Here is a 16,808-nt window from a genome sequence, read left to right as displayed (position 1 = left end):
GTAATGTAAACCGCGCCAAGCCACGGGCCATATCTGGCGCTTGCGGTCAAAATTAGCACGATATAAACGCGCAAAAGGGCCTGTAGCCCAGCTAGATGGCGCTTATACTGTATGAAAGCGCAGTACTCAGTTCAATCATGAAACCCGGCGCTCCTCCTGTGTTGCGCGCCATACGGTTGCTGGTCCAATTCCATGAGCGGATTCGTTACAAACACTATAACCTACGCAATGAGCAGGCCTATGTTTAGTAGGTGCGCATCTTCTCGACACGGCGAAGCTTGCGGCAGCCATGAGACATGGGGCAGCGAGAAATCGAAGGTTTTCTGGCATCATGGCTGAATGACGGAATTGGAGCTTCTATCTGGACGACGGCTCAGGTCGGAAACGGCCAGAAGTGGATGTCGACAAGCGACCGCTTCCTGCCCACTGCTGCCCTTCGTGGAAGTAGGATTTCGGCCAGATAATGTCATTCGAAGATGGCTACGGAGCCGAGCCGCTCAGGTCTGACCGTACGCGTTCATTATTAACCAGTTTCGGCTTCGGTGCTAAAAGCGTTGGTAAAAAGGAACCTTAGGAATGGCTATTAGTGAAGAGAAGGACAGACTACTCTGTGCCGTGCTAGCGCACGAGTCCATCTTATGCAGAAAAGCGCATGATGAATTCTTCGATATGGAATACCAGTTGGCCCACGTTGGTAATAGTGTTGAGCAGATAATTCTTGCACACGGGGCTTTTCAATCTTTTGTCCATCACCTGTATGAATTCTGTGTCGCACTGATTCAGCGCGACCAAAACAGCCTTGATCAATTAATCGCTGCCGATGCTGAAAGGCACATAATGGTAGCGATAGAGAAAGCATGGCGAATCGAATCTAAGAATCCAGGCTCTTACTTCTATAATATGACTGAAACGAGGTTCTACGGTAGCTATAGTTGTTTTCCTAAGCATTTCAGGCAGGCAAGAAATAACTCAGCTCATGCATTGATCAAGAGAGCAAAAAGCGGTCAGCCACTAGCAGAGTTTTATTCAATATATCGAATGCTTCTTAAGCTGCTTTTTTCTCATTTGATACAGTGGTGGCAGAAAATAGAAGTAGAGCAGACAAATTGGCATGATATTGGGAGATTCAACATTCACGAGTTAGCGATGCAAGAAGTGCACGACCACCTAGTGACGCAAGGCAAGCCCGGCCTGCCAGGCTACTCCAAGAAATAGCGGTCTCTTTCGACGCAAGGTCTGCCGGGTAGCCGACCCCTTGCGTTCTGAAAAGCTGTGTCAGGGTGGAGGGCAGATATCAACCAGGAGCTTCACCATGACCACCGAAACCCTCCCCTCCCCTACCACTGCTACCGCACAGAGCGCCGTCGTATTGGGCCGCCTGGTCTTTCATCGCGATGAGCCATCCCGCTTCGGTGCCATCGAAGTAATGAGCCAGGATGGCCTGGTAAAGGGCCTGTCGACGAAGCAACAGCAGATCCTGCCGTTTGAGCCGGAGGCGCTCCTCACCGCTGCGCAGCTGGCCGGCGTCATCATCGATCTCGCCGGCCAAGCGGCAACACCGGTGAGCGCTGACCAGTTGGCGGCCTACGCTCGCACCCTGGCCGAAGCCTATGGTGCGCACAGCCAAGCAGGCGACCTTGCCGTCGGCGACTTCGCGTTCTATCACGAGGATCCGGATGCATACGGACCTCTCGCCATCCAAGCGATTGCCTCGAAGGTCACCGCCTACAGCAAGTACAAGGAGCTGGAGTTGGACTTCGACCAGGCAGATCTGAGCACTGCCGACCAGCTGGCTGAGGAGCTCATCAGCGCTCTCGCCATCGAAGACGCCGAGCTGCGGCAGCTGAAGGTGTCAGCTCGCGCAAAAGCCCTGGCCGCGGCCTTCGCCAGCTAGCCATTCCGGCCGACCACAGCCCCAGTCTCAGCAGGCCCTTATCGCACGGGCCTGTACTCATGCTTACCCTCTCGCCGGCACGCCCGGCGAGTGTCTCGCACCCACCTACCAACTTACGGTGCCGGGTCTCGCTATCGCAGATCCGCACTCTGCAGGTAACTTTCTAGCCACCGCAGCGGGATCCGAGGATGCTCCCAGGTACTCCTCGGCAGCACCGGCTGCAGGAGGTCAGGCAGCGCACGCAGTCGCTCAGCGTTGTTCCTCAGCGCCAGCCACAGCCTCTCCGGATCGTCCCATGCCGCCAACAGCTGGCAGACCTCCCGCCAGTTGATGGTACCGCCCTGCTCCACTGGCGCCGGCCATCTGGTGGCCCGAGTGACCCCCTGCTCATCCATCACCATGGGCGCCAGGTCGTAGATCGGCGCCAGCCGTACGCCTTCTCCGTCGCGCAGGATGGCGGTATTGCGGCCGTGGTTGTCCGTGTTGCCGACCACCTTATTCAGCAGGTCTCGCAGCAGGTACTCATCAAGTAGGCCTGGAATGGCGGCTTCCTGGCCGTAAGCCCGCCACACCCTCACCAGCGCCTCAAGAGCCTCGAGGTGCCCCAGGTAGCTCCCGGGCACCAGCGTCTCCGTCAGCGAATAGATCGACTCGACAGCGACCCGCTCAAGCCCCGCGGCACCGGGTCGGCGGTCGAAGCGTGGCAACCATAGGCTCGGCTGCCTACCTTCCTCGAGCATGAGCCCATCAACAGAGATCGTCTCCAGGCCCAGGCTATCCACCGCCAAGTAATACCGGTACTCGCTACGAAGCACGTCCTGGTCCGCCGCGCGCCCCTGGTTGCGGGGAAATTTGACGAGCCAGTGCCGAGCTGCCAAGTCGTCAGCAAAAGTGCCGTCCAGGTACAGCTCGCCGTGAGTACCCTGGGTCAGCAGCAGCTTTGGCGCATCGCCCCCGGCGCCGGTGGCGCTTCCTAGGAGGGCACCGTGCGCATAGGCGTGATCAAGGAAGTCGCGACCCTGCTCAATGACCTGGTCTTGCCGGAATGCGATCGGCGCCCGCTCCTCGCCGATCGTTGCTGCTTCGCGGATCCGCAGCTGACCGATCGGGGCAAGGGTACAGCGCGCTAGCAGTTCGAATGCCGGCTGGTTGGCTTGCCCGCTTACCAGCGCGAGACGGGGAAGCAGGAATCGACGCGCCGCACCGGAGGGCACGATATCGAACAGGAACGCCGGCCAATGTGAGAGACGAACAACGTCCCAGCTCAGCGGGAGATTCGCGCTCACGGCGTACTGCAGCGATGGGCCGGATTCGGTCAGGTACTGAGCGAGAAATGACGCCAGGTAGCGGCAGCTGCAGGGGCTGTTGACAGGATGCCTGCCTGGATCGTCAAAGTGGATGTTGAGTGCATCCTGCCAATGACCATCGACGAACGCCTGGACGACTAGATCGGCCATAGCCGGCCGCCCAATGTGTCGCCGTGGGTTGCTGCATATCGGCTTGTCGCTGGCGCAGCAGGGGTCAGTTGAAACGCCATGCGCTATTGCTTCAATCCGCAAGCAGGCTTGGTCTCGGCCGCCTGCTGGGCAACAGCTGCAACCCTCTCATCGTAGGTGGCCTGTAGCGACAGCCAGAAACCCTCAGATGTCTTGAAATGTGCCGCCAGCTTCGACGCCAGCTCAGGCGTCACAGGCGCGCGCTCATTCACCACCGCCTCCACCGTAGCGGCCGGAACGCCAAGCCGCTCAGCAAACGCTATCGTGTCGGTCTGCAGCGGTACCAGGAACTCCTCCCTGAGGATCTCGCCCGGGTGGATCGGTGGCATACCGTTTTTGATCACTGCGATTCTCCTGGGGCGGCTTGTCAGGTCAGTATGCCGCCATTGAGCCGCGGAGAGGAGGACAGGCCGTAAAGGGCCGCTGGCGTATCACCAGGTGCCGGCCAGGCAAAGCATAGGTGGCACCTGCAGCAAGCCGCTGGTGCCAAAGACCCCATCCGCGCTACTGGAGTTGATCAAACCGCCCCTTTCGAGCCGGTCGACGCTTAGAATGCCACTCTGCTCCTGGCCGAGAGACCTTACCGGGGTGTGATATCCGGGGACTTGTTACTGGAAGGATCCTTGCCAAACAGGAACACCGAGGCTTCGGCTTCCAGGGCGTTCTGGCAGTCGAGCGTGGTCTCCTGCCTTGCATCATTCCGGCAGACCTCTACCCGTGCTTTGCTCCAGGTCGTTGCGCTTAGGGTCGTAGCGCCGCCACATGGATTCTGGTCATAGGTACGCCCCGCCCACGATGCTCCAGGGCCAGGTGCGAGACAGCGGGGAGGGGTAAACGCCCAGGGCCTGCTGCTGCAGCATCACAGCAGAGACAGCTGCCGATTTGCATCCGCCTCGCCTTGAAACGCCTGAATCGCCTCGTCATCGGCGTCGCACCCGCGGCCGGCGCCGAGCAGGCCGGCGAAATGCGCCTTCAAGGCCTGTTCGCCCTGGCCGCCCGGGGCGAGCTGGTCGATCGCATGCCAAGGCACCAACCGCTCCGGCGGCAGAAACCGATAGGGATCGGCCACCAGCCCGCAGGCAAAACGACCGGCACTGAGCGGCATCAGCGCCCGGCACTGCTCTTCGTCACCCAGCTCCTTGCCGAGGTCGCACACCTCGGCAATGCAGCACAGGCCACATCCATTACACGGCTTTCCATGCGGGGGCTTATCGAGCGAGACCAGGTCAAGCAGATGCCAGACGGTGCCTGCAGGTTCCGGCTTATCCATCTACCCTCCCCTTCTCACCGACGCGGCCCGACAGAACCTTGCCCAGGTCACCCGCGCGCCATTGGGCAACCGGCTCATCGCAGTCGGCGCAATAGAGGATCTTTCCATCGCGGACCTTCAGGTTCGAGTACATGTCGGTATTGTCCGCGGTCCCCCCGTCCAGGTCGACGTAGTACTCGCCTGACCCCTGGTAGTGTCGTTTGATGAAAAAATTTGCCTGGTTTCCGCAAGACGGACAGGACACCGGCTCAACGATCGTCTGCAGGTTGCTACTGCGCATTATTTGCCACCTCGGCGCGCGGTACCGGATTTTCTGCCTGACCGACCTTTTCCGCCGCGGCTCTTTCGGCCCTTCCTACCCTTCCGGCCTGATTTACCCCACCCCGCACCCCAGGGGTCAACCCGGATGTCAGGGTACTGATCCTTGACCGCGTTCCAGCTCGCCTCACGCGCTGGCAGGGTGGCTTCGACATAGGGCTCCCAGCCGACCCAACTGATCGCATCCATCAGCTCTATGCACAAGTCACCCGCTCCGATCAGCGCCGTGGCGCCGTGCTCGTCGACAATACGGGTGTCGCCAAAAGACCAGGTCTGCTCGTGCAGCTCGACCGCCATGAACACCTCCCACTCGGTCGTATCGTCATCCGTACCTGGGTAGGCCACCCACGCCTCACCGATCTGCAGCGGCCCGTACTGCGTCTGGAACGTCACCGTCACGTGGCCGCGGGCGTAGTGCAACCGCGGATTGCCGGTGCCTCGCGCCTTCTTGATCGTTGACGCGACGCTCATCGGCGGCAGGTCTTTCTCCGGCGCGTGAGCAAGGTGCTCGAGTAACTCCACGAAATCGTCGTAACGGATATCCATCGTCTCAGGTCCATGAGGGGTACCTCGATACCCTGACACCTTTCCTGAGAATGCAAGGGCAATCCCGCATGTACCCAAACCGTGCAAACGTTGCATTCCTGGAGAATGGGAGATCCTGCAGTGGTCCCCCCAACTACGGATCCAGCCATGTCTGTCGTCGCCCGAACCGCTGAAATCGATGCCCTCCTCTCCCGTGATGCCGTGGTCGCCATCGGGGTCAGCGGCGGCAAGGACTCCGACGCCTGTGCACTGGCAACGGCCGCCTACCTCGACCAGGTTGGCCACCGTGGTCCCCGGCTGCTGATTCATGCCGATCTTGGCTCGGTGGAGTGGGAGCAGAGCCTCCCCAAGTGCGAGGAACTGGCGAGTGAGATCGGCTGGGAGCTCGCCGTCGTACGCCGTGAGGCAGGCGGGATGATGGAGCGTTGGGAGGGCCGTTGGGAAAACAACGTTCGTCGCTACGCTGACCTTTCGTGCGTGAAGCTGATCCTGCCCTGGAGCACACCGTCGATGCGCTTCTGCACCTCGGAGCTCAAGAGCGCGGTGATCGCCAGCTACCTCAAGAAGCGGTTTCCCGGGCAGGACATCATCAACGTCACCGGCATCCGTCGTCAGGAAAGCTCCAGCCGCAGCAAGATGCCGGTATCCAAGGTAGACACCCGACTCAACCGGCGAGGTCTGCAGGGCCTGGTGTGGAATTCGATCATCGAATGGACGCTGCTTGAGGTCTTGGGCGAGATTGCCGGCCACGGCAGGGAGCTGCACGAGGCCTACACACGTTACGGCATGAGCCGCGTGAGCTGCTCGTTCTGCATCATGGCCTCCAAGCCTGATTTGATCGCTTCCGCGACCTGCGCGAGCAACCAGGATACCTATCGCCGGATGGTTGCCCTTGAAGCAAGGTCTTCGTTCTCGTTTCAGTCTGGCGCCTGGCTGGGCGACATCGCCCCTCACTTGCTCGACCACAAGGCATTGGAACGAATCCGTAATGCGAAAGAGGTATGCCGCATACGCGAATCTGCAGAGGCGACGATCCCTCGGCATCTCCACTACGTCTCGGGTTGGCCCGCCTGTATCCCGACCGCACAGGAAGCTGAACTGCTCGCAGGCGTGCGGCTGACCGTCGCGCGATCGTTGAAGCTCGACATAGCGTGCACCACCGGCTCTGAGGTCAGGGCTCGTTATGCGGAGCTGTACGCGGCCAAGCCCGATCAGATCGTGGATGCACCCGTTCACCTGATTCACGGGGCTGCATCGCAGATCGCGTTCGAGTTCTGATCGCGACGCTGAGTGGTTACCCGCGCTGCCCAATACCCAGGCGTGTAGTGATCGCTTCGTGGCCATCAGGCTGGCATCGCCGGGTGGTGAAGTCTTGGCGTCGTCCACGTGCCCTGCCTGATCAGCTTCGCAGCGATGTTGATAGCTTTAGCTGTTGGGTGCTTGGCCAGCGCGCCATTTTGCAGGCTTTGAAAAACCTCCTTGGCCAACTGAGGTAGGCGATCGCTGGCGACGCCGCTCTTCACAAGCTTTTCCATGATTGAAAAAAGCCACGACGCGTTTTGTGTTTTTTCTTTCGGAAGAGTTATTTCTTGGGGGGCAATTCTGGTCCCCCCACTTTTCAGATTTGGCCCCCCTGCCGCGGGCACCTGATTACCGGCTTCGCGAGGCGCCTCCTGGTCCTTGAGTAGCCGGCTCGGCACCTCGGGCGATTTCGGTTTTGTGCCGATGCTTCTGAGGGCAAGCCGCTCGATGGCAGTGAGTGAACGGCCTTCTCTCTGAGCTGCTGCCTGGATGACCATCGCAGCATCTACCTCCGTGTCGCACGTCTGTTTTACGTCAGCGCAAATGCTTTCTACGTCACCACTGGTGGATATCCCGTCACCGTGCGCTTCCACCGTTACTGCCATTTGATCTGAATGCCCTTCAGAAGCCGATAGCTCACCCTGGGTAGAGGCAGTGGACTTCGGCACGTCCGGTTGACGAATACCCGTCGGCTTCACACCGATCTCCCCTTCTACCTGGTTACTTCTCCCGCTGGTCTCGAGGGTCTCGACTAACCCTTCGAGCGCAGCTTCGCGCTGCTTTCGATCAGGGCAGCTGACGTTCAGCTTGGCCAGGATCACTTCGGTGAGCCTAATGCGGAAGACGTTCGGCAGACTCATGCCGTTCTCTGCTCTTCGTACCACGACCTCAAGCAGCCCCCGCTCGACCAGTCGCTTGCACAAGCGCTTGGCCGTGTTCTCTGAAAACCCAAAACGCTTCGCGAGGAAAGACCAGCTGATCTCCCGCTCCATGTTCGGATTGCTGCTGCAGAGATCGTAAAGCGAGAGCCACATTCCGAAGCTATCAAGGCCGATCTCAGCGACGCGCTGGAGATGCCTCAGGTAGGTGACGGGAATCATAGTGAAGGGCTTCGATCTGCTGTGATGGTAGAGGTCGTTCACAGTGCATAGGGTGGTCATCGTGTTTTTCCTAGGCATAAAAAAACCCGCCTAGTGGCGGGTTTCTTGGGCGTCCTACCGATTTGGCGGCGCCGGTCTATGTGAGGTGGTGGTGGGCCTGTGTCTGGCGGAGCGGCCTCATAGCCTGTTGAGTGGCGAGGGAGGCCAATCGTGGTCGGCGCTAATCGCCGGTTGGCCCAGAAGCTATAAATGGGGTCATCCAATTTGTCGTATGCATACGACAAATCCTGAGCGACCAGGGTCGAGGCGGCCTGCACAGCAGAGCGCCGGACCGTTTTGTCGTATGCATACGACAAAGCCGAAGAGGCCAGATCGGGCACCTGGCGCAGGTCTGAGCCGATGGCGATCTTGTCGTATGCATACGACAAATCCTGAAGTTCTAGGGTGGAAGCGGCCGCCGCCGGGGAGCACCGGACCGTTTTGTCGTATGCATACGACAAGTCCGAACCATCCATATTGGGCGCCAGGCGCAGGTCCGAAGCCTCGTCGATTTTGTCGTATGCATACGACAAATCCTGAAGTTCTAGGGTGGAAGCGGCCGGCGCCGGGGAGCACCGGACGGTTTTGTCGTATGCATACGACAAAACCGAAGTAACCAGATCAGGCACCTGGCGCAGGTCTGAGGCGATGGCGATCTTGTCGTATGCATACGACAAATCCCGGGCGTCCTGGGTGGAAGCGGCCGGCGCCGGGGAGCACCGGACCGTTTTGTCGTATGCATACGACAAAATCGAGCTACCCAAATCGGGCACCAGGCACAAAGCCGAGGCACCGGCCATCTTGTCGTATGCATACGACAAATCCTGAACGTCCAGGGTGGAAGCGGCCGGCGCCGGGGAGCACCGGACCGTTTTGTCGTATGCATACGACAAAATCGAGCTACCCAAATCGGGCACCTGGCACAAAGCCGAGGCACCGGCCATCTTGTCGTATGCATACGACAAATCCTGAACGTCCAAGGTGGAAGCGGCCAGCTCAGCAGAGCGCCGGACCGGTTTGTCGTATGCATACGACAAAATCGAGCGACCTAGATCGGGCACCAGGTGCCGGGCCGAGGCACCGGCCATCCTGTCGTATGCATACGACAAATCCTGAACGTCCAGGGTGGAAGCGGCCGGCGCCGGGGAGCACCGGACCGTTTTGTCGTATGCATACGACAAAACCGAAGTAACCAGATCAGGCACCTGGCGCAGGTCTGAGGCGATGGCGATCTTGTCGTATGCATACGACAAATGCCGAGCGCCCAGAGTGGAAGCGGTCAGCTCAGCGGTGCGCCGGACCATTTTGTCGTATGCATACGACAAGTCCGAACCATCCATATTGGGCGCCAGGCGCAGGTCCGAAGCCTCGTCGATTTTGTCGTATGCATACGACAAATCCTGAGCGACCAAGGTCGAGGCCGCCTGCACAGCAGAGCGCCGGACCGTTTTGTCGTATGCATACGACAAAGCCGAAGAGGCCAGATCGGGCACCTGGCGCAGGTCTGAGGCGATGGCGATCTTGTCGTATGCATACGACAAATCCTGAGCGACCAAGGTCGAGGCCGCCTGCACAGCAGAGCGCCGGACCGTTTTGTCGTATGCATACGACAAAACCGAAGTAACCAGATCAGGCACCTGGCGCAGGTCTGAGGCGATGGCGATCTTGTCGTATGCATACGACAAATGCCGAGCGCCCAGAGTGGAAGCGGTCAGCTCAGCGGTGCGCCGGACCATTTTGTCGTATGCATACGACAAGTCCGAACCATCCATATTGGGCGCCAGGCGCAGGTCCGAAGCCTCGTCGATTTTGTCGTATGCATACGACAAATCCTGAGCGACCAAGGTCGAGGCCGCCTGCACAGCAGAGCGCCGGACCGTTTTGTCGTATGCATACGACAAAGCCGAAGAGGCCAGATCGGGCATCTGGCGCAGGTCTGAGGCGATGGCGATCTTGTCGTATGCATACGACAAATCCTGAAGGTCCAGGGTGGAAGCGGCCGGTGCCGGGGAGCACCGGACCGTTTTGTCGTATGCATACGACAAAACCGAAGTAACCAGATCAGGCACCTGGCGCAGGTCTGAGGCGATGGCGATCTTGTCGTATGCATACGACAAGCCCCGGGCGTCTAGGGTGGAAGCGGCCGGCGACGGGGAGCACCGGACCGTTTTGTCGTATGCATACGACAAAATCCAGCTACCCAGATCGGGCACCAGGTACCGGGTCGAGGCACCGGCCATCTTGTCGTATGCATACGACAAATCCCGGGCGTCTAGGGTGGAAGCGGCCGGCGCCGGGGAGCGCCGGACCGTTTTGTCGTATGCATACGACAAAGCCGAAGAGGCCAGATCGGGCATCTGGCGCAGGTCTGAGGCGATGGCGATCTTGTCGTATGCATACGACAAATCCTGAAGGTCCAGGGTGGAAGCGGCCGGTGCCGGGGAGCACCGGACCGTTTTGTCGTATGCATACGACAAAACCGAAGTAACCAGATCAGGCACCTGGCGCAGGTCTGAGGCGATGGCGATCTTGTCGTATGCATACGACAAGCCCCGGGCGTCTAGGGTGGAAGCGGCCGGCGACGGGGAGCACCGGACCGTTTTGTCGTATGCATACGACAAAATCCAGCTACCCAGATCGGGCACCAGGTACCGGGTCGAGGCACCGGCCATCTTGTCGTATGCATACGACAAATCCCGGGCGTCTAGGGTGGAAGCGGCCGGCGCCGGGGAGCACCGGACCGTTTTGTCGTATGCATACGACAAAATCCAGCTACCCAGATCGGGCACCAGGTACCGGGCCGAGGCACCGGCCATCTTGTCGTATGCATACGACAAATCCCGGGCGTCTAGGGTGGAAGCGGCCGGCGCCGGGGAGCACCGGACCGTTTTGTCGTATGCATACGACAAAATCCAGCTACCCAGATCGGGCACCAGGTACCGGGCCGAGGCACCGGCCATCTTGTCGTATGCATACGACAAGTCCCGGGCGTCTAGGGTGGAAGCGGCCGGCGCCGGGGAGCACCGGACCGTTTTGTCGTATGCATACGACAAAATCCAGCTACCCAGATCGGGCACCAGGTACCGGGCCGAGGCACCGGCCATCTTGTCGTATGCATACGACAAATCCTGAACGTCCAGGGTGGAAGCGGCCGGCGCCGGGGAGCACCGGACCGTTTTGTCGTATGCATACGACAAATTTGGGCGTGCTGAAACAGGCCTTGCCCGAGGCCCCTGTTGTAGGGCGAAGCTGTCGTATGCATACGGCTGACTGTCCACGCTTCGCTCACTTACGCGGCGTTGACGAAGGACGAAATCAGATTTGTCGTATGCATACGACAAATTCACAGAGGATGGAGCGAATGCAATCCTTACCACCCTCGAATCGAGGGAACGCGAGATAAGCGCCCCGTGCTTCAGTAGGGGACGGCGAGGTCTCGCTGTACGCTGCCCGGTCTCCGAGGGCTCATCCGTAGAACCCGCAGCCAACCGCCCAGCATTGAACCGGCACTGAACGACGCAACTTATCGGCGGGCTATAAGCACGAAAGGCGAGCAACCTAAAAGGTGCTCGCCCACATGCACAGCTGCCCGACGGTCTAGTCTTCACTGGCGGGAGCATCTCCTTGCTGATCGAGCAAAGCAGCAAGCCGCTTCGACAAGTCATCCAGGGACAGGTCGCTATTGAGCTTTGAAGACAGGGTGATCTGCACCGACCCACGCTCCGTGCGACGAATGCTGCCCAGCTTCTCACCGCCCTTACCTAAGACGTCGATCGCACTAGCGGCGCCCGCAGAACCTTGGTTACTGCGGACCATGCGCTGCAGGACCTTGTCACTCATGGCACCCGACCTGATCCGTGGGGCCAGCTCTATAAGGGTGCGCTTGTAGCGCTCCCCGTGATTCTCGTCGTTGACCAGAGCCACGATGGCCTTAGCGGTCAAGACACTGACCTTGCCCATGGGTCCGATCGCATCCATCAGCTCACGCGGAATCCGGAAGAAGGTCAGTAGGTTATTAAGCGTTTGCCGTTGCAGGCCCAGCTCCGCAGCCAACGACGTCTGATTCTTGTAGACGCCTTGGTCCAGGGCTCGCTGATACGACTTGGCCTTGGCCCAGCTCGACAGATTCTCGCGGTTGTTGTTCTCGTGCTCCATGGCGGCGAAGGCGGACTTGTCGTCCAAGTCCTTGACCACGCACGAGAAGGGCCGTTCGAGATCCTTGGCCACCAGCCAACGTCGCAGGCCGAAGATCAGCTCGTATCGACCTGGCTTTTCATGATGAGGACGAACGAGCCCGGGAACGGCCTGGCCTGCTGCGCGAATCGCTTGGGTGAGCTGGTCCAGATCGCCCATTTCATCTTCGGGGCGATCAGCGAAGGCCCACGGCTCTATAAGAGACGGGTCGATCTGCTGAATGAGATTTCCGTGCCCTTCGGCATCAGAACTCTCGGGTTGCTGCGGCACTTTGGGCTTTTCAGGAAACCGCGCAAGCAGGCTGTCACCACCTACGCTCTGGGCATCAGGATGAACACGTCGGGGGCCTGCGGCAGCCTGCTTTTGTTTTTCTTCGACAAGCTGCGCGGTGAACAGTCCTGCTACACCGGGCGCTCGAGGCATGTCACTCACTTATCTCTCCCCGCAGCTTGCGCCTGCTGATCCCAGATAGTTTTCAAATCTTTAAGAATCTCATCGTTGACGCCATCGAGAATTTCGACCGCGCGGCGATAAGAGTCGCGAGTGGATCTCGACGGAACTTGGTCGTACACAGAAGAAAGTTCCGCGTTGGCGCGCTCAATGGCGGCCGTAAGATTGACTACGTTGCTTAACACGTAGTCACCGTAAAGATGGCGAATACGCTGTTCTATCTTCATCGCCGCTTGAAACTTGGGTCCTGGATGACGGGTGATCATCAGGCGCAAGTAATCAAATTCCTTTTCTGCCGCCTCAAACAGGCTGGCCAGAGCGGAGCAGAGCATCACGAAGGATGCGTAATCATAGGTGCCTGGCGGGATTGGCACAATAAGGCCATTTGCCGCCATCATGGCGTTCAGCGATACGCTCGCCATGTTAGGGCCGCAGTCGAGAAGAATGAGGTCATATTCGTCTCTGACAACATCGAGTGCATTACGAAGGCGGAACACCGGGCTGCCAAGATTTTCCGAGTTGTTCATCTCGGGGTTAGGCAACTGGATATCCAGCTCCTGCAAACTCAAATTCGCCGGTATCAGATGGATACCTGGAAAATAGGATTCGAAAGTGCAGCGTCGAATTGCCTGGGGATCCAACAACAGCGCCTGGTTGATGATATCTTCGCTGCTGAGCTCGATATCCGGGATATAAGGGCCGAGGTTGACCGTGCTAGATGCTTGCGGGTCAAGATCGACCACCAGCACTCTGAGGCCTTCGATAGCTGCCTTCTGAGCCAGATGGACGACAGTGGTCGTCTTGGCGACGCCGCCCTTGAAGTTCGATACGGCGATGATGATCGAGCTGGAGCCGGCCGGTCGGAGGTAGCGCGAGCCGAACCGATCGCGGTAGCGGTTGATGTCGTCCAGGGTAAATGACCACTTACCGCGCTCGTCCTTCGGGATCGGCTTGGCAGAGGAGTCGCCTGCCTCGAAGGCCGCCACGATCTCAGCTTCGGCGGCGCGTATCGTATTGGGCGACTTGTCGATCAGCTGAGCGGCTTCAGCCAGGGACCAGGTGCGGGCACGTTTCTGCTCGTCCGGCTTGATGACATCGGTGCGCAGCATGGCCAGCTCCGCGTTTCCCTTTTCAGAGAAGCTTCGGAGCAAAGCGCCAGCGTTTTTTGCGCCCAACTGACTCGGTACGTGCTCGAACAGCTTATTCATCCCACACTCCGCTTTGAATGGTCAACGGCCTAATAATGCTCTTTGAGCGTTCAGTCCGCAATAGTGCATTCAGCATCTTTTGCGGGGTGCGAACGTCCGTACACTCGTTTTGACATCGAAGGACGAGCCGCGCGCAATTGCACAGAGAGCACCCTTTTCCAGCGGCAAAATGCCATCAAACGGGCGGAGTGCGGTCTCGGCTAACGAATTAGAGAGGAGTTTCAATGCGTTAGGGGGCAGGTTCACCCCCTTCAAGGGCGTGAACTGCGAAATATGGGCGCCCCGTAGGCTTTATCGCACAGCGCGGGCTGCTACGAGAAAACGCCTAATCCGCGCAGCGCGGATTGCTTCGTATCGGCGAGCTTGCCGGCCTTCAGCAGCGTTTTCTGCCGAGACACCCACGAACCCAGCCGCAGCCCGTCGGCAGTTACATGCTTCACCGGTACCGAGCCGCCGGCGTTGGCGGCCAGGTAGTCTTGAAGTGCTGCGTAGTGCTGTTGCCAGGTAGCTTCCGCAGGATCGAAGGAAAACCCAGCGGCCAGCAGCCGGCCTTGGTCCGGATCCTCCGGTTTGTCCTTCAGCCGCGTGCGTTGATTCGAGCACCACCTGCCGAGCTTGTAACCATCGGTAGTCACGTAGGCGATCGGCACATCGCAGTGGCCATGCGCAGCCTTGAACTGCTCCAGGTGCTGCAGGCCCTGGTCGAAGGCCGCACCGAACATCTCCCACACGAACCCCAGCTGATTCAGTAGCTCAATGCGCTGCGCGTCCATTTGGCCGTCGCGGTAGCGCGCGCGCTGGTTCCCGACCCAGGTACCGAGCGCTGTCCCATCAGGCAGCACGAAGTCGAGCGGCACATTCACATGGCCATGCCGTGCACCGAACTCCTGCAGCGCGGCGTAGGCGGCTTCCCAGCGAGCATCCAGCACGCCAGCGTCGAAGTCGAAGCCCAGGGCGGCCAGCCGATCGCGCCTGGACAGGTCGATCTGACGGCTGCGCTGGTTCCGGCACCAGTCGGCCAGATCGGTACCGTCTACCAGCACCTGGCGCTGGGCAATGCGCAGGTGGCCATGCTCCTCTTTGAACGCGGCGAGCGCCTGATACCGTTTTTCCCACGCGTCATCGAAGGGGCTCAGGATGAAGCCCAAGGCCTCGAGCAGCCGCTTCTTCCGCGGCGCCAGCCGGCCGAGCCGATAGGCCTTGCGCTGCTCGCTGCACCATTGGCCCAGGGCGAGCCCGTCAGCGGTGACGACGTCGACGGCGGGGGAGGGCGATCCTGTGTCAGCCAAATAGCTGCGCAAGGCTTCGTACCCCCGTTCCCAGGCATGCTCTCGCGGATCGAACTCGAAGCCGATGGCCTCCAGCTGCTCGGCACGGGTAGGCGCAAGTCGGCCTAGCCGGTGGAGCGCGCGCTGGCGTGAGCACCAGGCGCCCAGGGTGTGCCCACCCGGTGTGCGATAGCTGCGCGCGACCCGGGCATGGCCGCGGTCAGTCACGAACGCGCGCAGGAGCCCGTAAAAGTGCGGCCAGCTGCCGGCGATGCGTCCTACCAGCTCCGTTGAGAGCACAACCTTGAGGCTGGCGGCCCAGGCGCCGGCGTCGGGACGGCCAGCAGGCGCGATGACGTGCAGCTTGTTGAACCAGCCGGGCGAGGCAGGCTGTCCGGTTTCGCCCTGGTCCACCGCGGCGCGCTGCACCTCGTTGAGCATGGCGTCGTCCTGCTCGGCGAGCGCCGCCAGGGTCCGCCAGACCGTGGACATGTCGCTGCGCGCCACGGCCTGGATGAGGGACTCGCCTGAGCTCCGCTTCAGGCGCAGGGGTATCAGGACATAGCCGTAACGCTTGCCCGGCGCCTTGCGTACGGCGCGGCCGAGTGCCTGGACGATGTCGACGTGGCTTTCCCGCCGGTGCATGAAGGCGACCAGATCGGTATCTGGCACGTCCACCCCTTCAGCCAGGCAGCGTGCGCAAGACAGCGCTGCGCGTGGGGCCCGGCCGTACTGGTGCAGCAACCGCGTGCGCTGCCACGAGGGGAAAGAGCCATCGATGTGGCGCGCCCAGAAGTCACCGGCGCCGACGGCTTCCCGCAGCGCAGTGGCGAAGCGCTTCGACTGCGAGATCCGCGAGTAGAAGGCAAAGGCCTTTCGGGCGCCGACGTCTGTCATCGCCCGCAGTAACTCCTGGGCATGCACCGCGTAGCGGCGCTCCTCATCGTCCAGCGCTTCAGCGAGCTGCTCGTCGTCCACCTCTTCTACGGAGATGATGACGCGGAAATCGCAGATGATCCCCGCCGCGACGGCCGCGGAGTAACTGAGCTCGTAGGCGACGGGACCGAAGACGGCCTCATCCGTCATGGAGTAGGTGGGCCCGCTGCCGGCCGGGCCTTCTTCCTCGGCGATGGCCAACGGCGTCGCGGTGAGGAAAAGGCGCCGGTCGATCCGCAGGGTAGGGTGATCGTTTAGCACGAAGCTGTTGCGGCGGCCGGCGGCGCCGGCTGTCTTGTGCGCCTCGTCGAGGATCCCCAGGTCGAAGGCAAAGCCGGGTGGCAGGCCCTGGGCGAGGGTAGGGGCACTGGCGTAGGTGCACAACACGATCAGGTCTCGACCCAGGGTACCGACCTTCAGCGCGATCTCCTCAGGCGAGGTAGTGACCGCCACCGGTAGCTTCTCGAGCACCTCATGCTCGTCGTCGAGCGTGGCCACGCTCTCGTCGCTGCACACGCACAGCACGCGCTCCAGATCCAATTCGGCGTTGCTGACCCAGGCCTGTAGCGTCTGGCTGACCAGCGCGAGCGAGGGTAGGAAGATGACGATGCTGCGGGCATCGAGCGCCGCGGCGACACCCTGAGCAAGCCGAGTCTTGCCGGTCCCACACGCCATATGCACCTGCAGCCGGGCGCGCCGTTTGAATCCGTCCAGGATGCGGGCGCGGGCTTCGAGCTGGTGAGGGGCGAGGAGGGTGGAGGAAAATTGCATCGGTAGTGGGCGACGG

The 16,808-nt window shown here is 60.5% G+C and carries 13 protein-coding genes; 3 read left to right on the top strand and 10 right to left on the bottom strand.

Annotation, left to right across the window (positions count from 1 at the left end):
- Positions 1-576: 576 nt before the first annotated feature.
- Positions 577-1,215, top strand: coding sequence for a hypothetical protein (locus ACWPW1_RS21380; RefSeq protein WP_454253980.1), 639 nt, complete (start codon positions 577-579; stop codon positions 1,213-1,215).
- 97 nt (positions 1,216-1,312) lie between these two features.
- Positions 1,313-1,894: a hypothetical protein gene (locus tag ACWPW1_RS21375; RefSeq protein ID WP_454253979.1), complete on the top strand. Its 582-nt coding sequence runs from the start codon at positions 1,313-1,315 to the stop codon at positions 1,892-1,894.
- Positions 1,895-2,025: 131 nt separating this feature from the next.
- On the opposite strand, the gene ACWPW1_RS21370 is transcribed toward ACWPW1_RS21375, so the two are convergent.
- From ACWPW1_RS21370 to ACWPW1_RS21350, 5 genes are all read right to left on the bottom strand, one after another.
- Complete coding sequence (locus ACWPW1_RS21370) at positions 2,026-3,351, bottom strand: type II toxin-antitoxin system HipA family toxin (protein WP_454253978.1); 1,326 nt, start codon at positions 3,349-3,351, stop codon at positions 2,026-2,028.
- A gap of 83 nt (positions 3,352-3,434) precedes the next feature.
- The gene (locus ACWPW1_RS21365) at positions 3,435-3,734 is read right to left on the bottom strand and encodes a HigA family addiction module antitoxin (protein WP_454253977.1); all 300 of its coding nucleotides are present in this window, start codon (positions 3,732-3,734) and stop codon (positions 3,435-3,437) included.
- Between the two features lie 515 nt (positions 3,735-4,249).
- The gene (locus ACWPW1_RS21360; RefSeq protein WP_454253976.1) at positions 4,250-4,660 is read right to left on the bottom strand and encodes a hypothetical protein; all 411 of its coding nucleotides are present in this window, start codon (positions 4,658-4,660) and stop codon (positions 4,250-4,252) included.
- Positions 4,653-4,940 (bottom strand): hypothetical protein, encoded by a 288-nt coding sequence (locus tag ACWPW1_RS21355; protein WP_454253975.1) that lies wholly within the window; start codon positions 4,938-4,940, stop codon positions 4,653-4,655. Before ACWPW1_RS21355 ends, ACWPW1_RS21360 begins: the two co-directional genes overlap by 8 nt.
- Positions 4,940-5,524 (bottom strand): hypothetical protein, encoded by a 585-nt coding sequence (locus ACWPW1_RS21350; protein ID WP_454253974.1) that lies wholly within the window; start codon positions 5,522-5,524, stop codon positions 4,940-4,942. Before ACWPW1_RS21350 ends, ACWPW1_RS21355 begins: the two co-directional genes overlap by 1 nt.
- A 147-nt stretch (positions 5,525-5,671) precedes the next feature.
- On the opposite strand from ACWPW1_RS21350, the gene ACWPW1_RS21345 reads away from it, so the two are divergent.
- Positions 5,672-6,802: a phosphoadenosine phosphosulfate reductase domain-containing protein gene (locus ACWPW1_RS21345; protein WP_454253973.1), complete on the top strand. Its 1,131-nt coding sequence runs from the start codon at positions 5,672-5,674 to the stop codon at positions 6,800-6,802.
- Between the two features lie 65 nt (positions 6,803-6,867).
- Here the strand turns inward: ACWPW1_RS21345 and ACWPW1_RS21340 are convergent, their stop codons facing one another.
- From ACWPW1_RS21340 to ACWPW1_RS21320, 5 genes are all read right to left on the bottom strand, one after another.
- Positions 6,868-7,986 (bottom strand): hypothetical protein, encoded by a 1,119-nt coding sequence (locus tag ACWPW1_RS21340; RefSeq protein ID WP_454253972.1) that lies wholly within the window; start codon positions 7,984-7,986, stop codon positions 6,868-6,870.
- The gene (locus ACWPW1_RS21335) at positions 7,983-11,243 is read right to left on the bottom strand and encodes a hypothetical protein (protein WP_454253971.1); all 3,261 of its coding nucleotides are present in this window, start codon (positions 11,241-11,243) and stop codon (positions 7,983-7,985) included. The genes ACWPW1_RS21340 and ACWPW1_RS21335 overlap by 4 nt, the downstream gene beginning before the upstream one ends.
- Before the next feature lie 319 nt (positions 11,244-11,562).
- Positions 11,563-12,582: a ParB/RepB/Spo0J family partition protein gene (locus ACWPW1_RS21330; protein WP_454254042.1), complete on the bottom strand. Its 1,020-nt coding sequence runs from the start codon at positions 12,580-12,582 to the stop codon at positions 11,563-11,565.
- Between the two features lie 5 nt (positions 12,583-12,587).
- Positions 12,588-13,817, bottom strand: coding sequence for an AAA family ATPase (locus ACWPW1_RS21325; protein WP_454253970.1), 1,230 nt, complete (start codon positions 13,815-13,817; stop codon positions 12,588-12,590).
- A 311-nt stretch (positions 13,818-14,128) separates the two neighbouring features.
- On the bottom strand, positions 14,129-16,792 hold the full coding sequence (locus ACWPW1_RS21320) for a Helicase associated domain protein (RefSeq protein WP_454253969.1): 2,664 nt from the start codon (positions 16,790-16,792) through the stop codon (positions 14,129-14,131).
- Positions 16,793-16,808: the final 16 nt, after the last annotated feature.

The organism is Pseudomonas sp. Marseille-Q7302 (assembly GCF_965111925.1).
This window is presented reverse-complemented; position numbering and strand designations above follow the sequence as displayed.